Origin of the sequence: Shewanella violacea DSS12 (genome assembly GCF_000091325.1) — a bacterium.
GTDB lineage: Bacteria > Pseudomonadota > Gammaproteobacteria > Enterobacterales > Shewanellaceae > Shewanella > Shewanella violacea.
Window position 1 is genome coordinate 2,239,727 of record NC_014012.1, and the last position, 19,544, is coordinate 2,259,270.

General features: G+C 46.8%; 5 protein-coding genes. 4 read left to right on the forward strand and 1 reads right to left on the reverse strand.

The genetic code is table 11. The annotated features are described in order from the left end of the window. The first annotated feature begins 111 nt into the window (after window positions 1-111). A complete protein-coding gene (locus tag SVI_RS09200) occupies window positions 112-2,301 on the forward strand; it encodes an OsmC domain/YcaO domain-containing protein (protein WP_041419830.1) in 2,190 nt (729 codons plus the stop codon). A gap of 239 nt (window positions 2,302-2,540) precedes the next feature. On the opposite strand, the gene SVI_RS09205 is transcribed toward SVI_RS09200, so the two are convergent. Then, window positions 2,541-3,323 (reverse strand): AraC family transcriptional regulator, encoded by a 783-nt coding sequence (locus SVI_RS09205; protein WP_013051231.1) that lies wholly within the window; start codon window positions 3,321-3,323, stop codon window positions 2,541-2,543. A gap of 97 nt (window positions 3,324-3,420) precedes the next feature. Between SVI_RS09205 and SVI_RS09210 the strand changes: the two genes are divergently transcribed. From SVI_RS09210 to SVI_RS09220, 3 genes are all read left to right on the forward strand, one after another. After that, window positions 3,421-4,671 carry an MFS transporter gene (locus SVI_RS09210; RefSeq protein ID WP_041419831.1) on the forward strand — a complete coding sequence of 417 codons (1,251 nt, stop codon included), beginning with the start codon at window positions 3,421-3,423 and terminating at the stop codon, window positions 4,669-4,671. Window positions 4,672-4,877: 206 nt separating this feature from the next. Next, entirely contained in the window at window positions 4,878-6,224 is a 1,347-nt protein-coding gene (locus SVI_RS09215; RefSeq protein ID WP_013051233.1) for a DEAD/DEAH box helicase, read from the forward strand. Window positions 6,225-7,204: 980 nt separating this feature from the next. Then, window positions 7,205-19,453: an Ig-like domain-containing protein gene (locus tag SVI_RS09220; RefSeq protein WP_013051234.1), complete on the forward strand. Its 12,249-nt coding sequence runs from the start codon at window positions 7,205-7,207 to the stop codon at window positions 19,451-19,453. Window positions 19,454-19,544 lie beyond the last annotated feature (91 nt).

Below are 19,544 nucleotides of genomic sequence, written 5' to 3' on the forward strand. Positions count from 1 at the left end.
TATTTAAGTCTTTTCGCAATTAATCCAAGACTATTGGGCTAAAAACACCGATAATTCTCTTCAATTAAGACAAGCTCGCCGATTGACAGCGCACGTATCTGGACATATTTAATGGAAATCAAAGTTAATTTTCTCGACAATCTTAGACTGGAAGCAAAGTTTGACGATTTTACCGTCACCGCAGATCAGCCTATTCGTTACAAAGGCGATGGTTCAGCTCCCAGCCCTTTTGATTATTTCTTAGCATCGTCAGCCCTTTGTGCGGCTTACTTTGTGAAGGTGTATTGTAAATCTCGTGACATTTCAACAGAGAACATCAGGCTGTCACAAAACAATATTGTTGACCCAGAAGATCGCTACAACCAGATTTTTCAAATTCAGGTAGAGCTTCCCGATGACATATCAGATAAACATCGACAAGGTATCTTACGTTCGATAGATCGCTGTACCGTCAAAAAGGTGGTACAAACCGATCCTGAGTTTAAAATCGAAATGGTTAAAAATCTTGATCAAGATGCCAATGCCATGTTGATGGGGCAAGCCGATGGCGACGCTAGCACCTACATCTTGGGTAAAGATCTGCCACTCGAACAAACTATCTCGAATATGACAGCCATGCTTGCCGACCTAGGTATGAAGATTGAGATATCTTCTTGGCGTAATATAATACCCAATGTGTGGTCGCTACATATTCGCGATGCCGCATCGCCCATGTGTTTCACCAACGGTAAAGGCGCAACTAAAGAAAGCGCGCTTTGCTCAGCTCTGGGTGAGTTTATCGAGCGCCTAAATTGCAACTTCTTCTATAACGATCAATTTTTTGGCTCCGAAATCGCAAACAGTGACTTTGTTCATTATCCCAATGAAAAATGGTTTCAGTTGGAAGAGGACGACGCGCTACCAGCCGGTATTTTAGATGAGTATTGTTTAGATATTTACAATCCAGATGGCGAACTGAGTGGCTCTAACCTCATCGATACCAACTCGGGCATGGTTGAACGTGGCATATGTGCTATTCCTTATGTTCGTCATTCTGATGGCAAAACAGCTTACTTCCCCTCGAATTTGATCGAAAACTTATTCTTAAGCAATGGCATGAGCGCGGGTAATAATCTGCAAGAAGCTCAGGTGCAATGCTTATCTGAGATTTTTGAGCGCGCCGTTAAAAGACAAATTATCGAACAAGAAATTGTCTTGCCTGATGTGCCCATGCAAGTACTGGAAAAATATCCAAGTATCTTAGCCGGCATTAAGGGCCTAGAAGCCCAGGGCTTCCCTGTTGTGGTTAAAGATGCGTCACTGGGAGGCCAATTTCCGGTAATGTGTGTCACGCTTATGAACCCGAGAACCGGTGGGGTATTTGCCTCTTTTGGCGCTCATCCTAGTTTAGAAGTGGCGTTAGAGCGCAGCCTGACTGAGTTATTGCAAGGTCGCAGCTTTGAAGGCTTAAACGATGTACCTAAACCCACCTTCGATAGCATGACTGTCACTGAGCCTGAAAACTTTGTCGATCACTTTATTGATTCAACGGGTGTTATTTCCTGGCGCTTCTTTAGCAGTAAGCATGACTATGAGTTTTGCGAATGGGACTTCTCTGGCAGTAACGAAGAAGAATCTAAAAGCTTATTCGGCATATTAAAAGATATAGGCAAAGAAGCTTACATCGCCGAATTCGATGAGCTTGGTGCTTCTGTGTGTCGCATTCTAGTGCCTGATTATTCAGAAGTGTACCCAGTTGAAGATCTTATCTGGGATAACACCAACAAGTCACTCAATTATCGTGAAGATATCTTAAATCTTCATTCGCTAACTGATGATGAACTAACCAGCCTGGCCGAGCGTCTCGAAGAGAGTCAATTAGATAACCAAACTGATATCCCGACCTTGATTGGCATTGTATTTGATGACAATACCCCTTGGGGCCAGTTAACCATTATTGAACTCAAGATTCTGATTTACCTTGCCTTGGGCGAGCTTGAAGACGCCATGGAGCTTGTTGGTGAATTCTTGCAGTACAATGACAATACGGTTGAGCGTGGCCTGTTTTATCAAGCCGTACATGCTGTGCTTGAAGTTAGCTTAGATGAAGAGTTAGCACTCGAACATTATATTAATAACTTCAAGAGAATGTTCGGTGAAGAGACCATGAATAATGTAGTTGGCTCAGTAACAGGTGAAGTTAAGTTCTTTGGGCTGACCCAAACCAGCATGAAGCTCGAAGGCATAGAACCGCACCTAAGGTTGATTGAAAGCTATAAAAAGCTTCATCAGGCCCGTAAAGCAAGTGTATCGAGTCACTAGCATTAATAGGCTTTACGCTTATTTGTGAATAGTTAACAGATAAAAAGCCCGTCAATTGACGGGCTTTTTATTGGTAAAAATTTGGCATGGGTAGGGAGTGCAAGCTCAACATTGTTAATAATGGCTTAGATAAAATAATAAAATATTTCAGCTTTTCCATTTTATGGAACAGGGCTATTTTGCATCTGAATCTGATGTGCTTGGAACTTTCATATCCAAAGCAAGATGAAGCTCTAGGCCTAGGTATTGCCATTGATATATTGCTTCGGCGGTCGGCCTAAGGTCTTCTTAAAAAAAGTGATAAAGGCGCTGACGGACTCATAGCCCAAATCTTCAGATACCCTTTGCACCGAATATCCTGATGATAGCTCGCGCAGGGCGATAACAATATGCAATTGACCGCGCCAGCGACCAAATGTGACCCCGACTTCTTGTTTCACCAGCCGTGCCAATGTCCTCTCACTCATGGCAAATTTTGCCGCCCACTGAGCAATGGTCTCCCGGTTATCTGGGTTGGCGAGTAAGTCTTGGGCGATCTTATTCAGTCTTGGCTCTTTTGGAATGGGAAAGTCAAATTGCTCCCTTGGCATCTTGACTAGCTCATGCATCAGTACGTCGACAAGTTTAGCCGTGGCACTCTGGGCTTTATAGTCTTGTATCTGTGTCGTTAAGTGCAAGATCAACTCCCTTACCAGGGGAGAGATGGACAGGGTACAGCTCTTTTGTGGCAAGTTAGGAATTTTGGGATCGATAAATAGCATACAGATCTGTGCATCCGGCGATATTCTATTGCTGTGGGGAACCTGACTTGGGATCCACACCGCGCAGTGAGTCGGCACCATCCAGATCCCATCGTCGATCTTACAGGTCACATGACCATGAGTCGCCAGCACTAATTGTCCCTTCCTGTGTTGGTGGAAGGGGGTCTCGCATTCCCTGTCTCCGCCTCTTAGCTTCAAAGAGACTACTTTTTGAGGGTATTGGTCCGAGTCGAATTCGGGGAATAATGCATCTGGTGACATATGTTTGTCTGTTTTTAGCAATAAAATGTCAATATAGCTCAATTCTGCTGTTGGTTTAAAGGCTAGAGTGGCAATATTCTTCTTATTGGAGCGCTTCATGACCAAAGAACATCAAACCTTAGGCACTAAATCGATATTCCTCATTCTGGGTATCTTGCTTATTGCGGCTAACTTGCGTGGTCCCATCACCAGTGTGTCCCCCTTGTTGGATTCCATCCGCACAGCTTTGAATTTAACCGCGAGTCAAGCGGGTTTACTCACAACCATGCCTCTGCTCGCGTTCGCGTTTATGTCACCCCTGTCCTCCAAACTGGGTCACGCTCTAGGATTAGAGCGCGCGCTTATGACGGCATTAGTTTTTATTTTCATCGGTATTATGGTTCGGACCTTAGGGTCGACCAGCGCACTTCTTCTGGGCACTTTTGTCATTGGAGCCGGGATTTCAATCGCCAACGTACTCTTGCCTAGTCTACTGAAACGAGACTTTCCAACTAAGGTGGCTACGCTTACGGCTGTTTACGTGTTAACCATGGGGATCGGCTCGGCAATCAGCTCGGCTTTAGCTGTGCCCATATCGAACCTAGCCGAGCACTTAAGCATCTCATTTATGTCTGATTGGAGCTTCGCCCTAGTAAGTGTGATCGTGTTTCCACTGGTTGCAATTCTGTTTTGGTTACCGCAGATGACGAGTCACACGGCTCCTACAAAGAATACTGCCAAGCTAGATTCCCATAGCTATGTTTGGCGTTCGCCCTTAGCCTGGCAACTGACCTTTTTTTTAGGGCTCAATTCATTCGTGACCTATATCATCATAGGCTGGTTACCCAGTATGCTTATGGATGCCGGCTACTCAGAGGTTGAGGCGGGTTTTAACGCGGGTCTGCTGCAACTGGCGACAGCGCTACCGGCTATCGCACTTATTCCTATCATGGGCAGGTTAAAAAATCAGAGCTTACTCGCCTTTGGTACTGCGCTTATCGCCTTAAGCGGCATATTAGGCCTCTTATTACTGCCGCAGTTTGCCACTGTTTGGGTATTGGTGTTTGGTTTCGGTGGCGGTGCGGGCTTCATTGTCGGCCTGTCATGTATCAGCCATCGTACCTATCATACTCATCAGGCTGCCGCCTTATCGGGCATGACTCAGTGTGTGGGTTATCTACTGGCGGCAACGGGTCCTATTTTTATCGGTTATGTCCATGATACGACCGGGAGCTGGCGCTTACCCTTAATACTCTGTGCAGTATCTTGTGTCCTTTGCAGTATATTTGGTTTATTGGCCGGTCGGGATCGTACTCTTGAACATAAGCAGAGTATGACAATGAAACTTGCCTCTGCTGGACGTGTCTAGACAGATGCTGAGTTTTTAAGGGGAGAATAGCGGTTTTAGGCCGATGGCACTTCTCGTTTTCGGCTTGGCCCTGTTATAATGGCGGCACTTTCTCTGTTTTGCCGCATTTTCCTATTGAGCAATTACTTTACGTTGAACGCTTTGCGTTAGCTAATGTGATCTAAGGCCTAAACAGTTATTTATTCGTTATTATGTTGAGACCCAAAATGTCATTTTCTAATCTTGGATTAAGCGATCCGATTTTAACATCTCTAGCCGAGTTAGGTTATTCATCGCCAACGCCTATTCAAGCCGAAGCTATTCCCCTGGCGCTTAAAGGCAAGAATTTAATTGCGGCAGCCCAGACGGGCAGCGGTAAGACAGCCACATTCGTATTGCCTATGCTTGAAATGTTGGCAAGAGGGGAAAACCAACGTAAAAAACGTATTCGAGCACTGATTCTAACTCCCACAAGAGAGCTAGCGGTTCAGGTCTGTACCAGTATAGAGGCCTATGGTAAGTACCTTAATCTTAAGGCGCTGGCAGTATATGGTGGCGTCGATTACGGGCCGCAGAAACAGGCTTTGATAGAAGGCATAGACATAGTCGTCGCCACTCCGGGTCGCTTGAGAGATTTGTATACTCAAAGATCGATTCATTTCGATGAAATCGAAATGTTAGTGCTCGATGAAGCCGACAGAATGTTGGATATGGGATTTATCGAAGATATCACTAAGATCATAGATACCTTACCGGAAGACAGACAAAATCTCTTGTTCTCGGCGACCTTATCTCGTCAGGTGAGAGAACTCGCCAAAGAGACGATCCCTAATGCCATCCAGCTCTCCGTCACTAAGAAAAGTGAAGGTAAGCCCAATATTGACCAGTGGTTAGTGACGGTGGATAAAGATAAGAAGTCGGCGTTACTGAGCCATCTGATCAAAGAGAACAGCTGGCCCCAGGCGCTTATTTTTATCGAGACTAAACACGGCGCCGCTAAGCTCGTTGCTCAGCTTGAGAAACGCGGCATTGAAGCCGATTGTATTCACAGTGGTCGTGCTCAGGCCATTCGAGAGCAGATCTTGGCGGATTTCAAAACTGGCAAGATAAAGTATCTTATCTCAACTGGGATCTCAGCTCGCGGCATAGATATCGATGATCTACCGTTAGTGATCAACTATGACTTGCCATATCCTGCCGATGAGTACGTGCATCGTATCGGTCGTACCGGACGTGCGGGCGCCGCCGGTGAGGCGATATCTCTGGTGTCTAAAGATGATTTCAAGAATCTGTGCATGATTGAAAGGCGTCTGGATCTCTTGATCGAGAGAAAAGTAGTTGAAGGTTTTGAGCCACGTAAAGAAGTACCTGTCTCAGTATTGAATTTCGTGCCTAAGAATATGCCCGATAGAGATGATTCAAAGGATAATAGGCCTAAGCCAAAAGATAAGCGCTCGGCTTCGAAATCAAGTGCGTCGACTCGCGGCTCAAGCAGAACATCGGCATCTAAGCAAACTGACAATAAAGTCAGCTCAGCGGATAACAAGTTACCGCTTAATCCCTGGGGCCGATAACTCCTAGCCATAGCCACAAACAAGAATTAAGAAACAAGTTAGCTTATGCTAAAGCCTAAAGATGAGCTAGCTTTTTCGACTATAAGCTATATCCCCCTCAAAAGGCTGGTGAATTCACCAGCCTTTTTGTGTTTAGCTCATTTTGACTGCCATTCTCTGGCGTGAACCCTTGTTGTCAGCGCTTTTCCCCTTAAATCTAAGGCTCAACAAATACCACTCCATATGAAAGCAAATGGGCTACTCGACTCTAATTAATTGCAGGTTATTTTTAAAGTGATTATTAGCGACTATATTTAGTAGGGGTTAAGTCATAGAAAAAGGTCAGCAATGATAAAGTGCTCACTGATTGTCTTCATCATCTCGTCAAAATACTTCACTTGTACCGCTAAATAATGGTTTTTATGTCATTGTTTTCGGCTCCTTTTTTAGGCCATGACAGGCCAGATTCTAGTTATGCTAACAGTCTTAATTTCAACAATGACCACAATAAGGTGTGGCAACTCCCCACAAGTTTAAAGGGGAATGCTGAGTGACTTTCAGGCTTACCCATTCGCTTACCGTAAAATAGAAGTGGTTTTTACTGGAGATTAAATTCACTTTTACAGCTCAGAATCAAACGTAAACTCAGGCTTAAACGTCTGAGTGTTCAGCATACCCGGGAACTCGAAGGTTTTTAAAATACATATGCATCAAGTATCCGGCTGGCTTTTAGGGAATTGAAAATAACGCAATCTATACAGTCAATATTTAGGATAGATTTTTAGACGGAGCTAACGAGCGTTGAACTTTGATCAATGATTAAGCTCTGCGAAATGAACCATTATTAATGGCATCATTTCGTAAGAAGAATTTATTTTTAGCGGCATAATCACATCTGAGAGAAGCAGTTTTTTCAGTTGTCAGTGCTAGAAAGAACCCAGTTAACTATTGTCTTCTTTCGTTGCAGCTCTGTGGTGTCGTCATTGAGGTCTTGTATTGCTATGACATACTATAAGTTACTTCAGGCTGCTTTACTTATACCCCTGTTATTCACTTCATTGACCCTTAAGGCTGCTACGCCTGTACTCACTAATGGTCTACCAGCGAGCGCATTTTCTGGCGAGCAGGTTTGCTTCGATGTCGATTTCAGTAATGCAGATCCCAGTGCCGGTTTTGGTCCCTACATTCGTCTGATCTTGCCTATTGGGATTAGCTTTGATTCGGCAACGCTACTGGGAAGTGCCATGAGTGTCACCAATATTGGCGTTTTCCCCATGTCGGGTCTGTTGAGCGATCCAAGATCGGCTACACAGGTTAGCTCGACCGAAGGAGATAGCTTAGAACTATTAGTATTAGCCTTGGGCTCTGTTTTTCAGAATGGTCCGGCTCTTGTCGCCAATATCTGTGTCAGCCTAGATACGTCGGCTGTCATTAATGCGCCGTTAACGGTGGGAGTCCAAGGTGTATTCCAATATGGCGATACGGCCACCGGGAGCAATGGTCCTATTATAGGCGCCTTGGTGAATAAAGATGTGGCGCCGAGTCTCTATCTGTTCGATGCTGGCAATAATGCCTCTGAAGGAAAAAGTGTCCCCGGATCTGCGTTCCCCGTCGTGTTTACCGACACTGTCAATGTGGCCAATGGCAAAACCCTTGATAATTTAAGTCACCAAAATACCTTAGATAACGCACTTCAATATATTTCGTCATCGGCTATGGGTGGCAACGGATTCAGCCAAGATGCCGAGCCGTCGACATCCACTGCCGGTGGAGTCTTGCTGACTTCGTTTACCGATGTCACAGGAACGGCGGCGGATGATGACATAAAAATCAGCTACTCGGCTTATATCACCGACATATTGGACGAGTCTCAATGCAGTGGCAGTCTGCTTCAAAGTGATGCTCAATTTGATGGTGAATACCTGTCAGCTCCTCTTGTGCAAGGATTAAGCAACAGTCAGTTACAGGCTAAACATCTGGTCATACGTCATTTAGCCTCTACAAGCACGGCTTTGCCCGGTGATAGCATCACCTTTACCGATTCTGTGGATTTAAGTCAGTACGCAACCTCAGATTCATTAGTCATTAATCTGGATATTGACGATGGGCTGACTTTTGCTAGCCATCAGACCATGTTAGTGAATGGCTCGCCACAAAGCATCACCCCGAATGTGACCCTTAATGGTGATGGTACCACTTCCCTTAACTACGATGTTCACAGCGTCACAGGCAATATTGCGCCAGGGACAAGCATAGATATTGTGTATACGGCGACTGTGGCCCAGTTGTATATAGACACAGGCTTACCCGTGCTAGCCGCCGATGAATTAGCCATTAACGTCAATGTTATTTATGGTCTGACCGCTGGCGCCTCGGCTTGTTCAGACAGTTCGCTGGGCTCGGTGAGCATTATCCCTGTGACGAATTCACTCGCCATTCTTAGCCCTCAGGCTGAATATTCTCCGGGCGATATAGTGACCTTACAGGAGGTGTTAACCATAGCCTCAGGCGACACCACTAGTCTGGTCTTTGAAACCTATCTGCCTTTACCTGTCTTCGATGTCTCTGATATCGACATCAATACTAACCTGGCATCAAACACCAGTATCAGTTTTGCGGCCCAAGATACCTTAGGCCTGCTGCCAACGAGTATTTCAGTCGATGGAGCGAGTAATAAACTGCGCATAGAATGGCCGGATGTCGCCTCTGCAGGCAGCCAAACCATTGCCATCGATATTACACTAACAATAGGGGATACCCCCTTTGCCGATGATCGCAACTTAAGCTTATTGTTTTTAGCCAGCACCAAGAATACACCGCTGACATCGGCACTCAATACCTCATCGGTGAAGATGCATGTCAGGGCTCCCGACATGGTTATCGAATATGGTATCAGTGCCAGTGATAACCCTCTGGCGGATGCCAGTATTATTCCGGCGGTGCCCGTGAATAGCGACATCAGTGTATCCGATGCAGGGGACAAACTGACCTTGGTGATCACCGCCGAAAATATCGGCGGTTCGGATGCCTATAATATTTTACTCACATCCGGCTTAGTGACCGGGCTCACCGCGCCGGTTATTGTCTCAGTCACCGATGGCCTAGGTGCTAACTTGGCTTATTCTGGGGATCTATTTGCGGCTGGGCTCTTGTTAACTGATCCCTTGCCTAAAAATGATGGTAGCAAAGGGCCACCATTGACAACAGATACCGTCATCATTACCTACACTGCCGACATAGATTCTCAGGTTAATCCTAACGAAATTTTGACTCCAGCATCGAGTGTGGTGTGGGATGCGTCATCTACGGCGGCGACCAGCTTTCCTGGCAGTATGAGTGATGTGATGATCACCATGGAATACCCAGCTGTGGTGACAAGCTTAGACAGTGTGACGCCCCAGGGTAATCCAGGCAGTGTGGTGGTGGGTGATACTGTGACTTACCGAACCCGAGTGACATTACCCGAAGGTGAAACTGAGGATCTGGTGCTTATTGTCGCTTTGCCGGCAGGGTTTCAATATGTTAATGCCAGTCTGAGCGTCGACACCAGCGGTTTTTCCGGCACGGTCGACGCGGGGCCGACTGTGGGGGTAACTGGCTCTGTGGGCAGCGGTCAAACGATCAATATCGCCTTTGACAGTCCGGTATCAACGTCTGTGACCAATGATAATAATACCGCTAATAATGCATTTGATTTTACCTTCGATGCCCTGGTCGCCGATGATGCGGCATTAACGGCCCTGACTATGGTGCAGAGCAGAAGCTTATCGGCGAACTTAACCTATACAGCCCAAACCGGCTCGGCTATTCAAGATAGCGTCCAGACCAATTTTTCCGAACATGTTCTGGCGGTCACCTCGAGCTTTTCTCCCGCGACTGGTCTGATGGCAGGGGATCTGGTTACCGTGACGATTGACTTAACGAACACAGGTACCGCGCCCGCTTACGACATCTTAATCACAGATACCCTCAATGGCGATCTGTTCGATATCACCAGTGTGGTAGTCGGTACCACTCCTGCAGGTTTTAGCTATGGTTTTGTCAGTCCAACGGTGACATATACAGGCTCGGTTGCTTTGGCTGTTGGGGCGAATATTGCCTTCACCTATACAGCTGTGGTTAAAAATTCTGTGGTGACGGGCTCGACCTATGCCAGTAATGTGGTCGTGACCGGCGACAGTCAAGATGGGGCGGCGGCTGATCCTGAAAGAGTCAGCAATGATAATGGCTCTGCCATGGGGTCCATCAGTGCATTGACTATCGATGATTTCAGTTTACTGGCTTCATCGGAATCCTGGAGTAGTGATGTTTCTATTGTTGAGGCAGCCATAGGTGAAGTCCTGACCTATGGCTTCAGGGTATCCGTGCCTGAAGGCATAAGCCTTGAAGACACCATAAACCCTATTATCGATATTGACTTGCCTGCCGGGGTGGAATATTTATCCGGATCGGCGCTCATTAGTGCATTCAATTCGAATTCACTGCAAGGCAGTAATTTGTCAGGCGCCTTAGCCCCAATTCCAACGAGTGACACCAGTATTACGCCTGTGGTTAATGGGGCTGTGCTGGAATTTGATCTCGGTGATATTACCAACTCGGATGATGACGCAGACACAGAACAGCTCCTATTAAGCTTCGATGTGTTGGTGAAAAACATCACAGTGAATGCCCGGACCAATATCAAGACACTCACGGCGAACATTAATTACAATAATCTTGCTGGCAGTCCTCAGACATTGAATACCAACGCAGGTTTTACTGTGGTGGAAGCCGATCTGTCGGTGGTTAAAAGTGCCTCCCCATTGACCGTGAATGGCGGGGATGTGATCACATTTACCTCAGTGGTGACCAATAACGCTTCAGCCAATGCATCCAGAGGCTGGGAGTGGCAGATAGATGATACCTTGCCTGTTGGCTTGCAGAGCCCAGTGCTTGTCAGTGCCACGTTATCCCGGGGAGCGACCGATGTATCTGCTTGCTTCTCATTTTCCGGTAATTCACTGATATCGGATCAGACATGTCTGTCTGCCGGTGAGCGTTATTTAGATACCGGGGAGACGGTTACGCTTGTTTATACCGCAACGGTCGATGTCGGCATTGGCTTTGAAGTGCAATTAATCAATAGCTTGGTTGCCCAAATAACCTCACTGCCTGGGGCGCAAGGTACAGCTTCGGCTACACCGGGTATCAGCGATAGTGATACCGGCGAAAGAACCGGTAGCGGTAATAATAACGATTCGGGTCAGATGGTTAATGATTTAACCGCCAATGATTCAGTCACCGTCATTTCTAATAAGCCAGATATCAGCCTCACATCCGGCGCGAGTAACCTGACTATCTTGGATACCAGGGTGATCACCGCAATCATAGGGATACCGGTCGGTATCACGGGGAATTTTGTGTTTACCTATGACCTGCCACCTGGAATGACCTATACCGGCACCCCTGTGGTTATCATAGAACCCGGGAGTAATTTTACCGCATCCAATGCTCCAGCGACTAACCTGAGCCGGGGAGACGACCCACTCGTGTTCGATTTTGGTACCTTGTCCAACAACCATACCGGGGCGCAGAACCTATCCATAGCCATAGAAGTCGAAGCCGATAATATCTTGGCCAATCAAGGGGGAGTCTCGTTATCGGTCACAGGTTCGGTGAGTTATGATAATGCGTCATCACCGCCGGTTAAAACCATCATTTTTGATCTGGTTGAGGCCAATCTGCTTCTGACAGATTCTATCGTATCCGGTGCGTCTGGCAGTGATGCCGGTGATAGCCTGTCATATAGGGTCACGTTGACGAATACCTCAATCGATGCGACGGCATATAGGGTAAATTTAACCGATATCATGCCGACTGAGTTGTTAGGCAGTCCCGATGGTTCTGGCAGTGGCAGTACCTTCGATAATATCCTCTTGACGAATCCAGGCAACCTCGCGGTCTTAACGAATACGGCGACGATACTCGCGAGCCTTCATGCCAGTATTATCACCACTAACGATTCGGATGATACCTTGTCCTGGCCGGAATTCGATCTGCCAGCTACGGCATCGATCACCATAGATTATGATGTGGTTATCGATAATACGGCCAATGCCGGCGATCTGGCATTGAGCAGTGTTAGCGCTAATTACAACAGTTTATTGCTGGGTAGCGGTCGTGATAGCAGTGACTCCAGTGATGACGATGATGGCAATTTAAATAATTACGGTGAGTCGGTGACACAGGCCCTGACGATTGACTCCAATATCGCGTTGCAGCAAGTATTGAGTCCAGGCCAGGGAGATAGCACATTTACCATAGGCGAAACAGTCTCCTACGATATACAAGTGGATATCATAGAGGGGATCACTGAGTCCTTAGTATTAACCAACCTGTTACCCTCAGGCCTGAGTTTTATGTCGGCCAGCATCATAGCCTCTGCACAGATAAGCTATAGCGGCACGGGCACAGAAATAGAGTCACCTGTTGGAACGTTTAGCTTCGATTTCGGTGATGTGAGCAATACAGCCGATGCCGACTTGAGCAACGATCACTTTATCCTGCGACTGCTTACTCGTGTAAACGATGACTTAGCCAATAGCGCTGGGGTCACCTTAGATAATATTGCTTCAGTCACCAGCCTTTCTGGCGCCGCCGGCCCAGATACCGAACAGATAAGCTTAGTGGAACCTAATCTAGTCTTGTCTATTTCGACGCCAATAAGCGAGGTCTCCTTAGGTGATACTCTGCTCCTGACCTTAGTGTTAGATCATGATTTAAGCACTAGCGACGCTTTCGAAGTGAGCTTCGATATTAATATTGCGCCAGGGCTAACCTATGTTCCCTCGAGCCATAGTGGCGATGGTAGCTTGGATGTCGGCGTCCCTGGGCTCATAGGCGTTAATCTGGGCTCAATCACCTTAGCCGAAGACAATAAATCATTCACTGTAGAACTGAGCGTCGATAATGACGCCCAGATTGATAAACTGTTAACCATAGAGATAGATAACGGCCATTACTCCTCTCTAGCCGGGACTCCGACTGTCGAGAGAAGCTATAACCTCAGTGGTTCAACCAGCATTACCAGCAGAAGCCTCTCCTTTATCGATGTCGGCCATACCGTGGATATCGTCATAGATAACGGTGAGTCTGGCGTGCTTGAACCCGGAGATGTGCTTGAATATACCTTAGTGATCACCAACACAGGGCCTGCCGTCAACAGCGTCATCTACCAAGAAAATATTCCTAACCATACATTTTATGATGTCAGCACAGTCGCCAATACCAGTCAGGGCAGTGTCGATGACGCTAACCTACCGCTATTAACGTTCGATATCGGTGCCATGAATACCAATGATGTGGTGGTATTACACTACCGAGTGATCATCAACTCTGGGGTCAGCGCCGGCACTCAAATTAGGGCTCAGGGGGTGGTGGATTCAGAGCTTACCGTGGAGGAGTTGTCTGACTCGGATGGCAATGACAGCAACGGCGATCAGGCGACTATCATCTATGTACAGGGCACAGTAGGGCGACTCGATGCCCTCTATATTCAACAGACTGCGTTATGGGTTACCGATCTCGATACCAGTGGTGATATTTCACCCTTAGATACCATGAAACTCAGTTACTTTATTCAAAATCTCTCCCCAGATGCCCTGACCAATGTCAGCGTATCTGAAACCTTACCCGGGGGCATAACTTATGTGCCTGGCACAGCGGTGGTAACGGGATCCAATACCATAGACGTCACTGGCAATGCCGTGGCGGTGGCCATAGGCTCCTTGCAGCCTGGCCAAATCATAGTCGGTGAATATAGCGTCACCATAGATGCGCCCCTGTTCGATACCGACGGGGCGCCGGATAGTGAAATGTTTAGTCATCTTGCACTCGGTGATAGCGATCAAACAGCAGCCGTCACTGCCGACAGTAATGGTGATCCCTCTGATGGTGCTCAGTTGGTGCGTTATAGCGCAGTCGATGGTGGCACCAGTGCTCCGGCGATGGACATCTATCTCAGCTGGAGTTTGGTGAACGATCTTGATGGTGATGGCTGGGTCGATCCAAACGATCAAATTCTCTATGAGTTCGTTATTATCAATATCGGCTCGGCCAGTGGTGAAGCCAGTCAGCTCCATGATGTTATTCCGGTTAATACTGGCGTGCTTGGTGGGAGCGGATACACCAGCCAGGGCATAGTGGTTGCTGATGCTCCCTTAAGCGTTAATATTGGCGATATTCCACCTGGTGCTCTGGTGAATGTAGGGGTGATAGTTACGGTCGATGCATCGACCCCTGATGGGACGATAATTGCAAACCAGGGCCTGTTATCTGGCACCAATTTTAGCCATGTTCTCAGCGATGATAACGCCGATGCCAGCGACGGTAGGAATCCCACCTTATTGCTTGTCAATCTGACCAGTTCATCGGGCCAGCCGCAATTAACCATGAGTTTGGCGAGTTCAAGCTTTCCCAGCACCTCGGCTAATGATTTTATTCAAGGAGAACGCCTGACCTTAGACGTAAACTTGATTATTCCTACGGGACGAACCCAAGACTTGACCCTAGATCTGGTGATACCCGATGGCTTAGCGCTCACGGCCAATAGCGGCGAACTGATGCGGGTGTTTGATACAGGAATGACGGCCTCTGGGTCGCCTGCTGGGATCAACTCTGTGGCCGCCAATGTGTTTGTGGATGTTGGCGCAGCACTTATCCAGAACGGCCAAGCCTATTCCATGGTACTTGGCTCGGTGATTAACTCAGACGCTGACAGTAATAATGAGCAATATCTGCTCAGATTCGAATTGACTGATACTGGCTTAGTTCCGTTATCGGCAGCTGAAGATTTCCCGGTACAGGCTAGCGTCACTTATGTGGACAATATCAAGATGACCACAAGTTCGGTTGAATTGACTCTTCGCTTGTTAAATCGATTCCCCGTTGCCATGAATGATACTTATAGCGACATTATTGAGGACTCAGCCGGTGAGTTATTCGATGTATTGCTGAATGACTTTGATCAGGATACGGGTCATGTGGTGAGTCTGCTATCTTTGGGGGAAACCATGAGCGGCGCTGTGGCCACGGTCACAGAGGGACACATATTCTACATGCCTAAGGCCGATTTCTTCGGTGTGGATACCCTTAGTTATACAATTACAGATAATGCTGGTGGACAAAGCACTGCACTGGTGACAATTAATGTGTCACCGGTTAATGACCTGCCTGTGGCAGTCGATGATGGTGTAATTATATTTGCTGATGAGACCATAAACATCTCAGTGCTCAATAATGATTTCGATATCGATGGTGACCCCTTATCGGTGTCGGCTATCAGTGCTTCGTCGGCGAATATTGTCATCAATAGCGACAGCTCCATTAGCTTCACGCCCCCACAGGGATTTATTGGAGAAATAATCTTCACTTATACCATTTCAGATGGTGCAGGCAGTATGGCGCAGGCACAAGTGAACGTCACAGTACAAGGGCTAAACTTGTCTCCCATAGCCGTGGATGATGTTTATCAGGTCAACGATTGGCTACCCATCAATATACAGCCGCTCAATAACGATAGTGATCCCGATAACGATGTGATCAGTCTAGTGTCAGCCAATGTCGATATAGGCGCTGTCGAGCTGCTGGGGAATGTGATTATCTATACGCCGGTGCAAGGTTTTAACGGCGAAGTCATCATAGAGTATCTGGTCACAGACCCTCATGGCTTAATGGATACTGGACTCATTCGAATCTTTTTTGATATAGATGAGAATTCGCTATTTCCAATTATTTCATTACCCGATGATCTGTGTGATCAATTAGTCGTAAGTGCAGATGCACTCTACACCAGAATCGACATAGGTACCGCCACCGCGACAGATAGATTTGGTAATCTTCTGCCCGTCTCAATCATCAATAACAACTTGTTATTTCCACCGGGGAACAATAAAGCTTACTGGCAAGCGGTGGACAGCGAAGGCAGGACCAGTGTCGCGGCGCAAAATATTTGTGTTCGTCCTCTGGTGTCCTTTAACAAGGATCAAACCGTGTCGGAAGGTGAGCGGGTCGTGGTGGGTGTGTACCTCAACGGGCAATCTGAAACCTATCCTTTAGTCATAAGCTATCAGTTGTCAGGCTCAGCACAGGCAAGTGACTACCTGGTGGCGACGGGGGAATTGGTTATCGAGTCTGGTACTGACACACAGATAATGGTGACTATTGTGCAGGATGACCTATCTGAAGAGGATGAAACCTTAACATTCACTCTAGATCCAGAGTTAAACCGGGCCAGTCAATTCACGCACTCCTTAAGGATCACTGAGGGCAACATAGCCCCCAAAGTCAGTTTAACGGCCAGTCAAAATAACGAGCAGCGATTAACCGTCACCCGTAGCGGGGGAGCGGTGACGATCGACTCCAATGTCTATGATGCCAACATCACAGACACATGGATATATAGTTGGGAGTCAGAGCTTAACAATATCAGTCCGTCTACAGAGTCGTTTGTTTTTCAACCTGAGTCGCTGACCTTAGGTGTATATCGCATAGATGTGACGGTTACCGATAATGGCATTCCGGCCCTCGATGACAAGGCCAGCCTCTATATCCATCTGGTGGATAGCTTGGAGGTATTGACCGATGCCGATTCTGATGGGGATTTGATCCCTGACAATATAGAAGGGTATCAGGACAGTGATGGCGATGGTACACCGGATTATTTAGACAGTATTTCAGAGTGTAACGTCTTATTCGAACACAGTGCCATTCAGAATCAATATTTAGTCGAGGGCGATCCCGGTATCTGTCTACGAAGAGGTCAGTTTACGTTTAATACAAGTACAGGTGGTGCGTTACTCGCCGATAAAGGCGATGACTATGGTGATGTTATTCCGGTGGATACGCTGACCTTGAATGTGGGCGGGATCATGGATTTCATCGCCTATGGATTACCGGATAACAGCCAAGAATATCGGATCGTGACGCCAATCCGCAGTCCGATCCCCTTCGATGCGGTTTATCGTAAATACCGCTCAGAGACAGCTTGGGGGGATTTTGTTGAAGATGACAAAAACAGCCTCTGGTCTACACAAGGTGAGCCTGGTTATTGTCCTCCTACGGGCAGCGTGCTTTGGCAACCTGGATTAACCTTAGGTGACTGGTGCGTGCAGTTGATCATAGAAGATGGTGGGCCAAATGATGATGACATGGTGACCAACGGTACCATTATAGACCCCGGCTTCGTCGGCACCAAGTTGACCGACAATCTGGCACCGAATGCCGTCGATGATAGTGTGATCATAGGTGTCAACGAGGAAGTCTTTATTGAGATATTAGTCAATGACACAGATCCTGATGGTGATGAGTTAACGATTATCTCAGCTAACGTCAATTTCGGCACAGTTACAATTGAGAATAATGGTGTTTTTTATCGAGGGGCGTTAAATATCATAGGTCAGGACATTATCCATTACGGTATTTCTGACGGTAAGGGAGGGGCAGACTTTGCCATGGTTAAGATCACCATCACAGCCAATCGTGCTCCGGTTGCTCTAGATGATAATATCCAAGTTATTCAGGGGGATAATGTCGATATCAATGTACTTCTTAATGATTATGACCTTGATGGTGATGCTATTCATGTGACATCTGCCAGCGCTCTGTATGGCAGTGTCACGATCAATAATATTGGTGTCATAACCTATGTCTCCAATGCCGATTTTGCAGGTTTTGAAGAAATAACCTATCAGATCCAAGATACTTTCGGCGGTATATCTGAGGCTAAAGTGTACATCACTGTTATTGCAGCGGTTGAGTTAGCATCGAGAACAGACTCATCGGGTGGCAGCCTGGCACTTAGCGTGCTGCTCTATCTGTTCTTGTTTGCCTACCTCAATGGTCGGCGCCATCGCTTACACAGACAGGCATCTTGTCCGCTAATGAGTGTGGTATTCATCTGTTTATTCACCTCATTTTCAGTAAACGCCTCAGTGATCGAACCTAAGATAGGCCCTTATGGAATTAAGCTCACGGACTCCACCCATTTTGTTCATCTCTCAGGCACAGATGCATTGCTTCAGAGGGGGCAGGAGAGTTCGAGTCACGATCAGATGGCGCGTTTTGAGCTGTCTGGCCACCTTGCTATCACTCAGCTTAGTGAACTAGAAATAGATGGATTAGGAATAGATAAATTAGAAATAGATAGACCTGAGCCAAGTCACTCGATAGAGCCTATTGAAACAGAGGCTTGGTATACAAGTGGGCAATTAGGGATAGCTGAGCTTAGGGATCTCGCAATAGATAAACCTCAGCTAGATAGACCTCAGCTAGATAGACCTGAAGCAAGTCACTCGATAGAGCCCATTGAAACAGAGGCTTGGTATACAAGTAGGCAATTAGGGATAGCTGAGCTTAGTGAGCTCGCAATAGATAAACCTCAGCTAGATAGACCCCAGATAGATAGACCTGAAGCAAGTCACTCGATAGAGCCTATTGAAACAGAGGCTTGGTATACAAGTAGGCAATTAGGGATAGCTGAGCTTAGGGAGCTCGCAATAGATAAACCTCAGATAGATAGACCCCAGATAGATAAACCTCAGCTAGATAGACCTGAAGCAGGTCACTCAATAGAGCCCATTGAGCCAGAGACTTGGTATATCGGTGGGCAATTTGGCATAGCCACAACCCAGGTTTCATCCAGTGGATTGGATGCGCTTTATGACTTGGCTGGAGTCGACGCCTCCAGTACTCAAGTCGATGACTCAGGAGCCAGTTTTAGCGTGTTTGTTGGTTATCAATTGAACTCATATTTTAGTCTTGAAGCCGGCTATATGGATCTTGGAGAGAGAAGTGTATGGTTTTCTGGCAAAACAACAGACATAGAGGCTTATTACGATTTAGCCGAGCATGTGTATCCCGAAACAGCTTCCGGTTTATCATTGAGTGTACTGACGACTTATCCGATTAATGAGCAGTTTAGTATCACAGCTAAATTAGGTTATTTTGTCTGGCAAATGGACGCCGTCACATTTGAGCTGTCCGGCGGTTTAGCCGATAATCTTGCTAACCAGATATCTGTTCAACAGCCTGATCTAGAAATTTGGCGAGGGCATGATAGCCGTTCAGGACACAGTATATGGCTGGGGGCAGAGCTCAGTTATCAAGTCGACCAAAAGACCCAGGTCTACATCGGCTACCAACATATACCACTGGATAGGGATGAAGTCGGCATAGTGTCATTGGGAGTCAGGTATAGCTTAGATCTGTGGTAGCGTTTGAGGTGACAAGGTTACTTCTTTATGGACACATAATGAAAGTAACTGATTGGTTTCAGGAAATTCATCTAAGACTCCAATATAGCTT

Bases quoted from the DNA above. Each gene is read 5' to 3' on its own strand.
- SVI_RS09200 (WP_041419830.1), top strand. From the start codon at position 112: ATGGAAATCAAAGTTAATTTTCTCGACAATCTTAGACTGGAAGCAAAG.
- SVI_RS09205 (WP_013051231.1), bottom strand. From the start codon at position 3,323: ATGTCACCAGATGCATTATTCCCCGAATTCGACTCGGACCAATACCCT.
- SVI_RS09210 (WP_041419831.1), top strand. From the start codon at position 3,421: ATGACCAAAGAACATCAAACCTTAGGCACTAAATCGATATTCCTCATT.
- SVI_RS09215 (WP_013051233.1), top strand. From the start codon at position 4,878: ATGTCATTTTCTAATCTTGGATTAAGCGATCCGATTTTAACATCTCTA.
- SVI_RS09220 (WP_013051234.1), top strand. From the start codon at position 7,205: ATGACATACTATAAGTTACTTCAGGCTGCTTTACTTATACCCCTGTTA.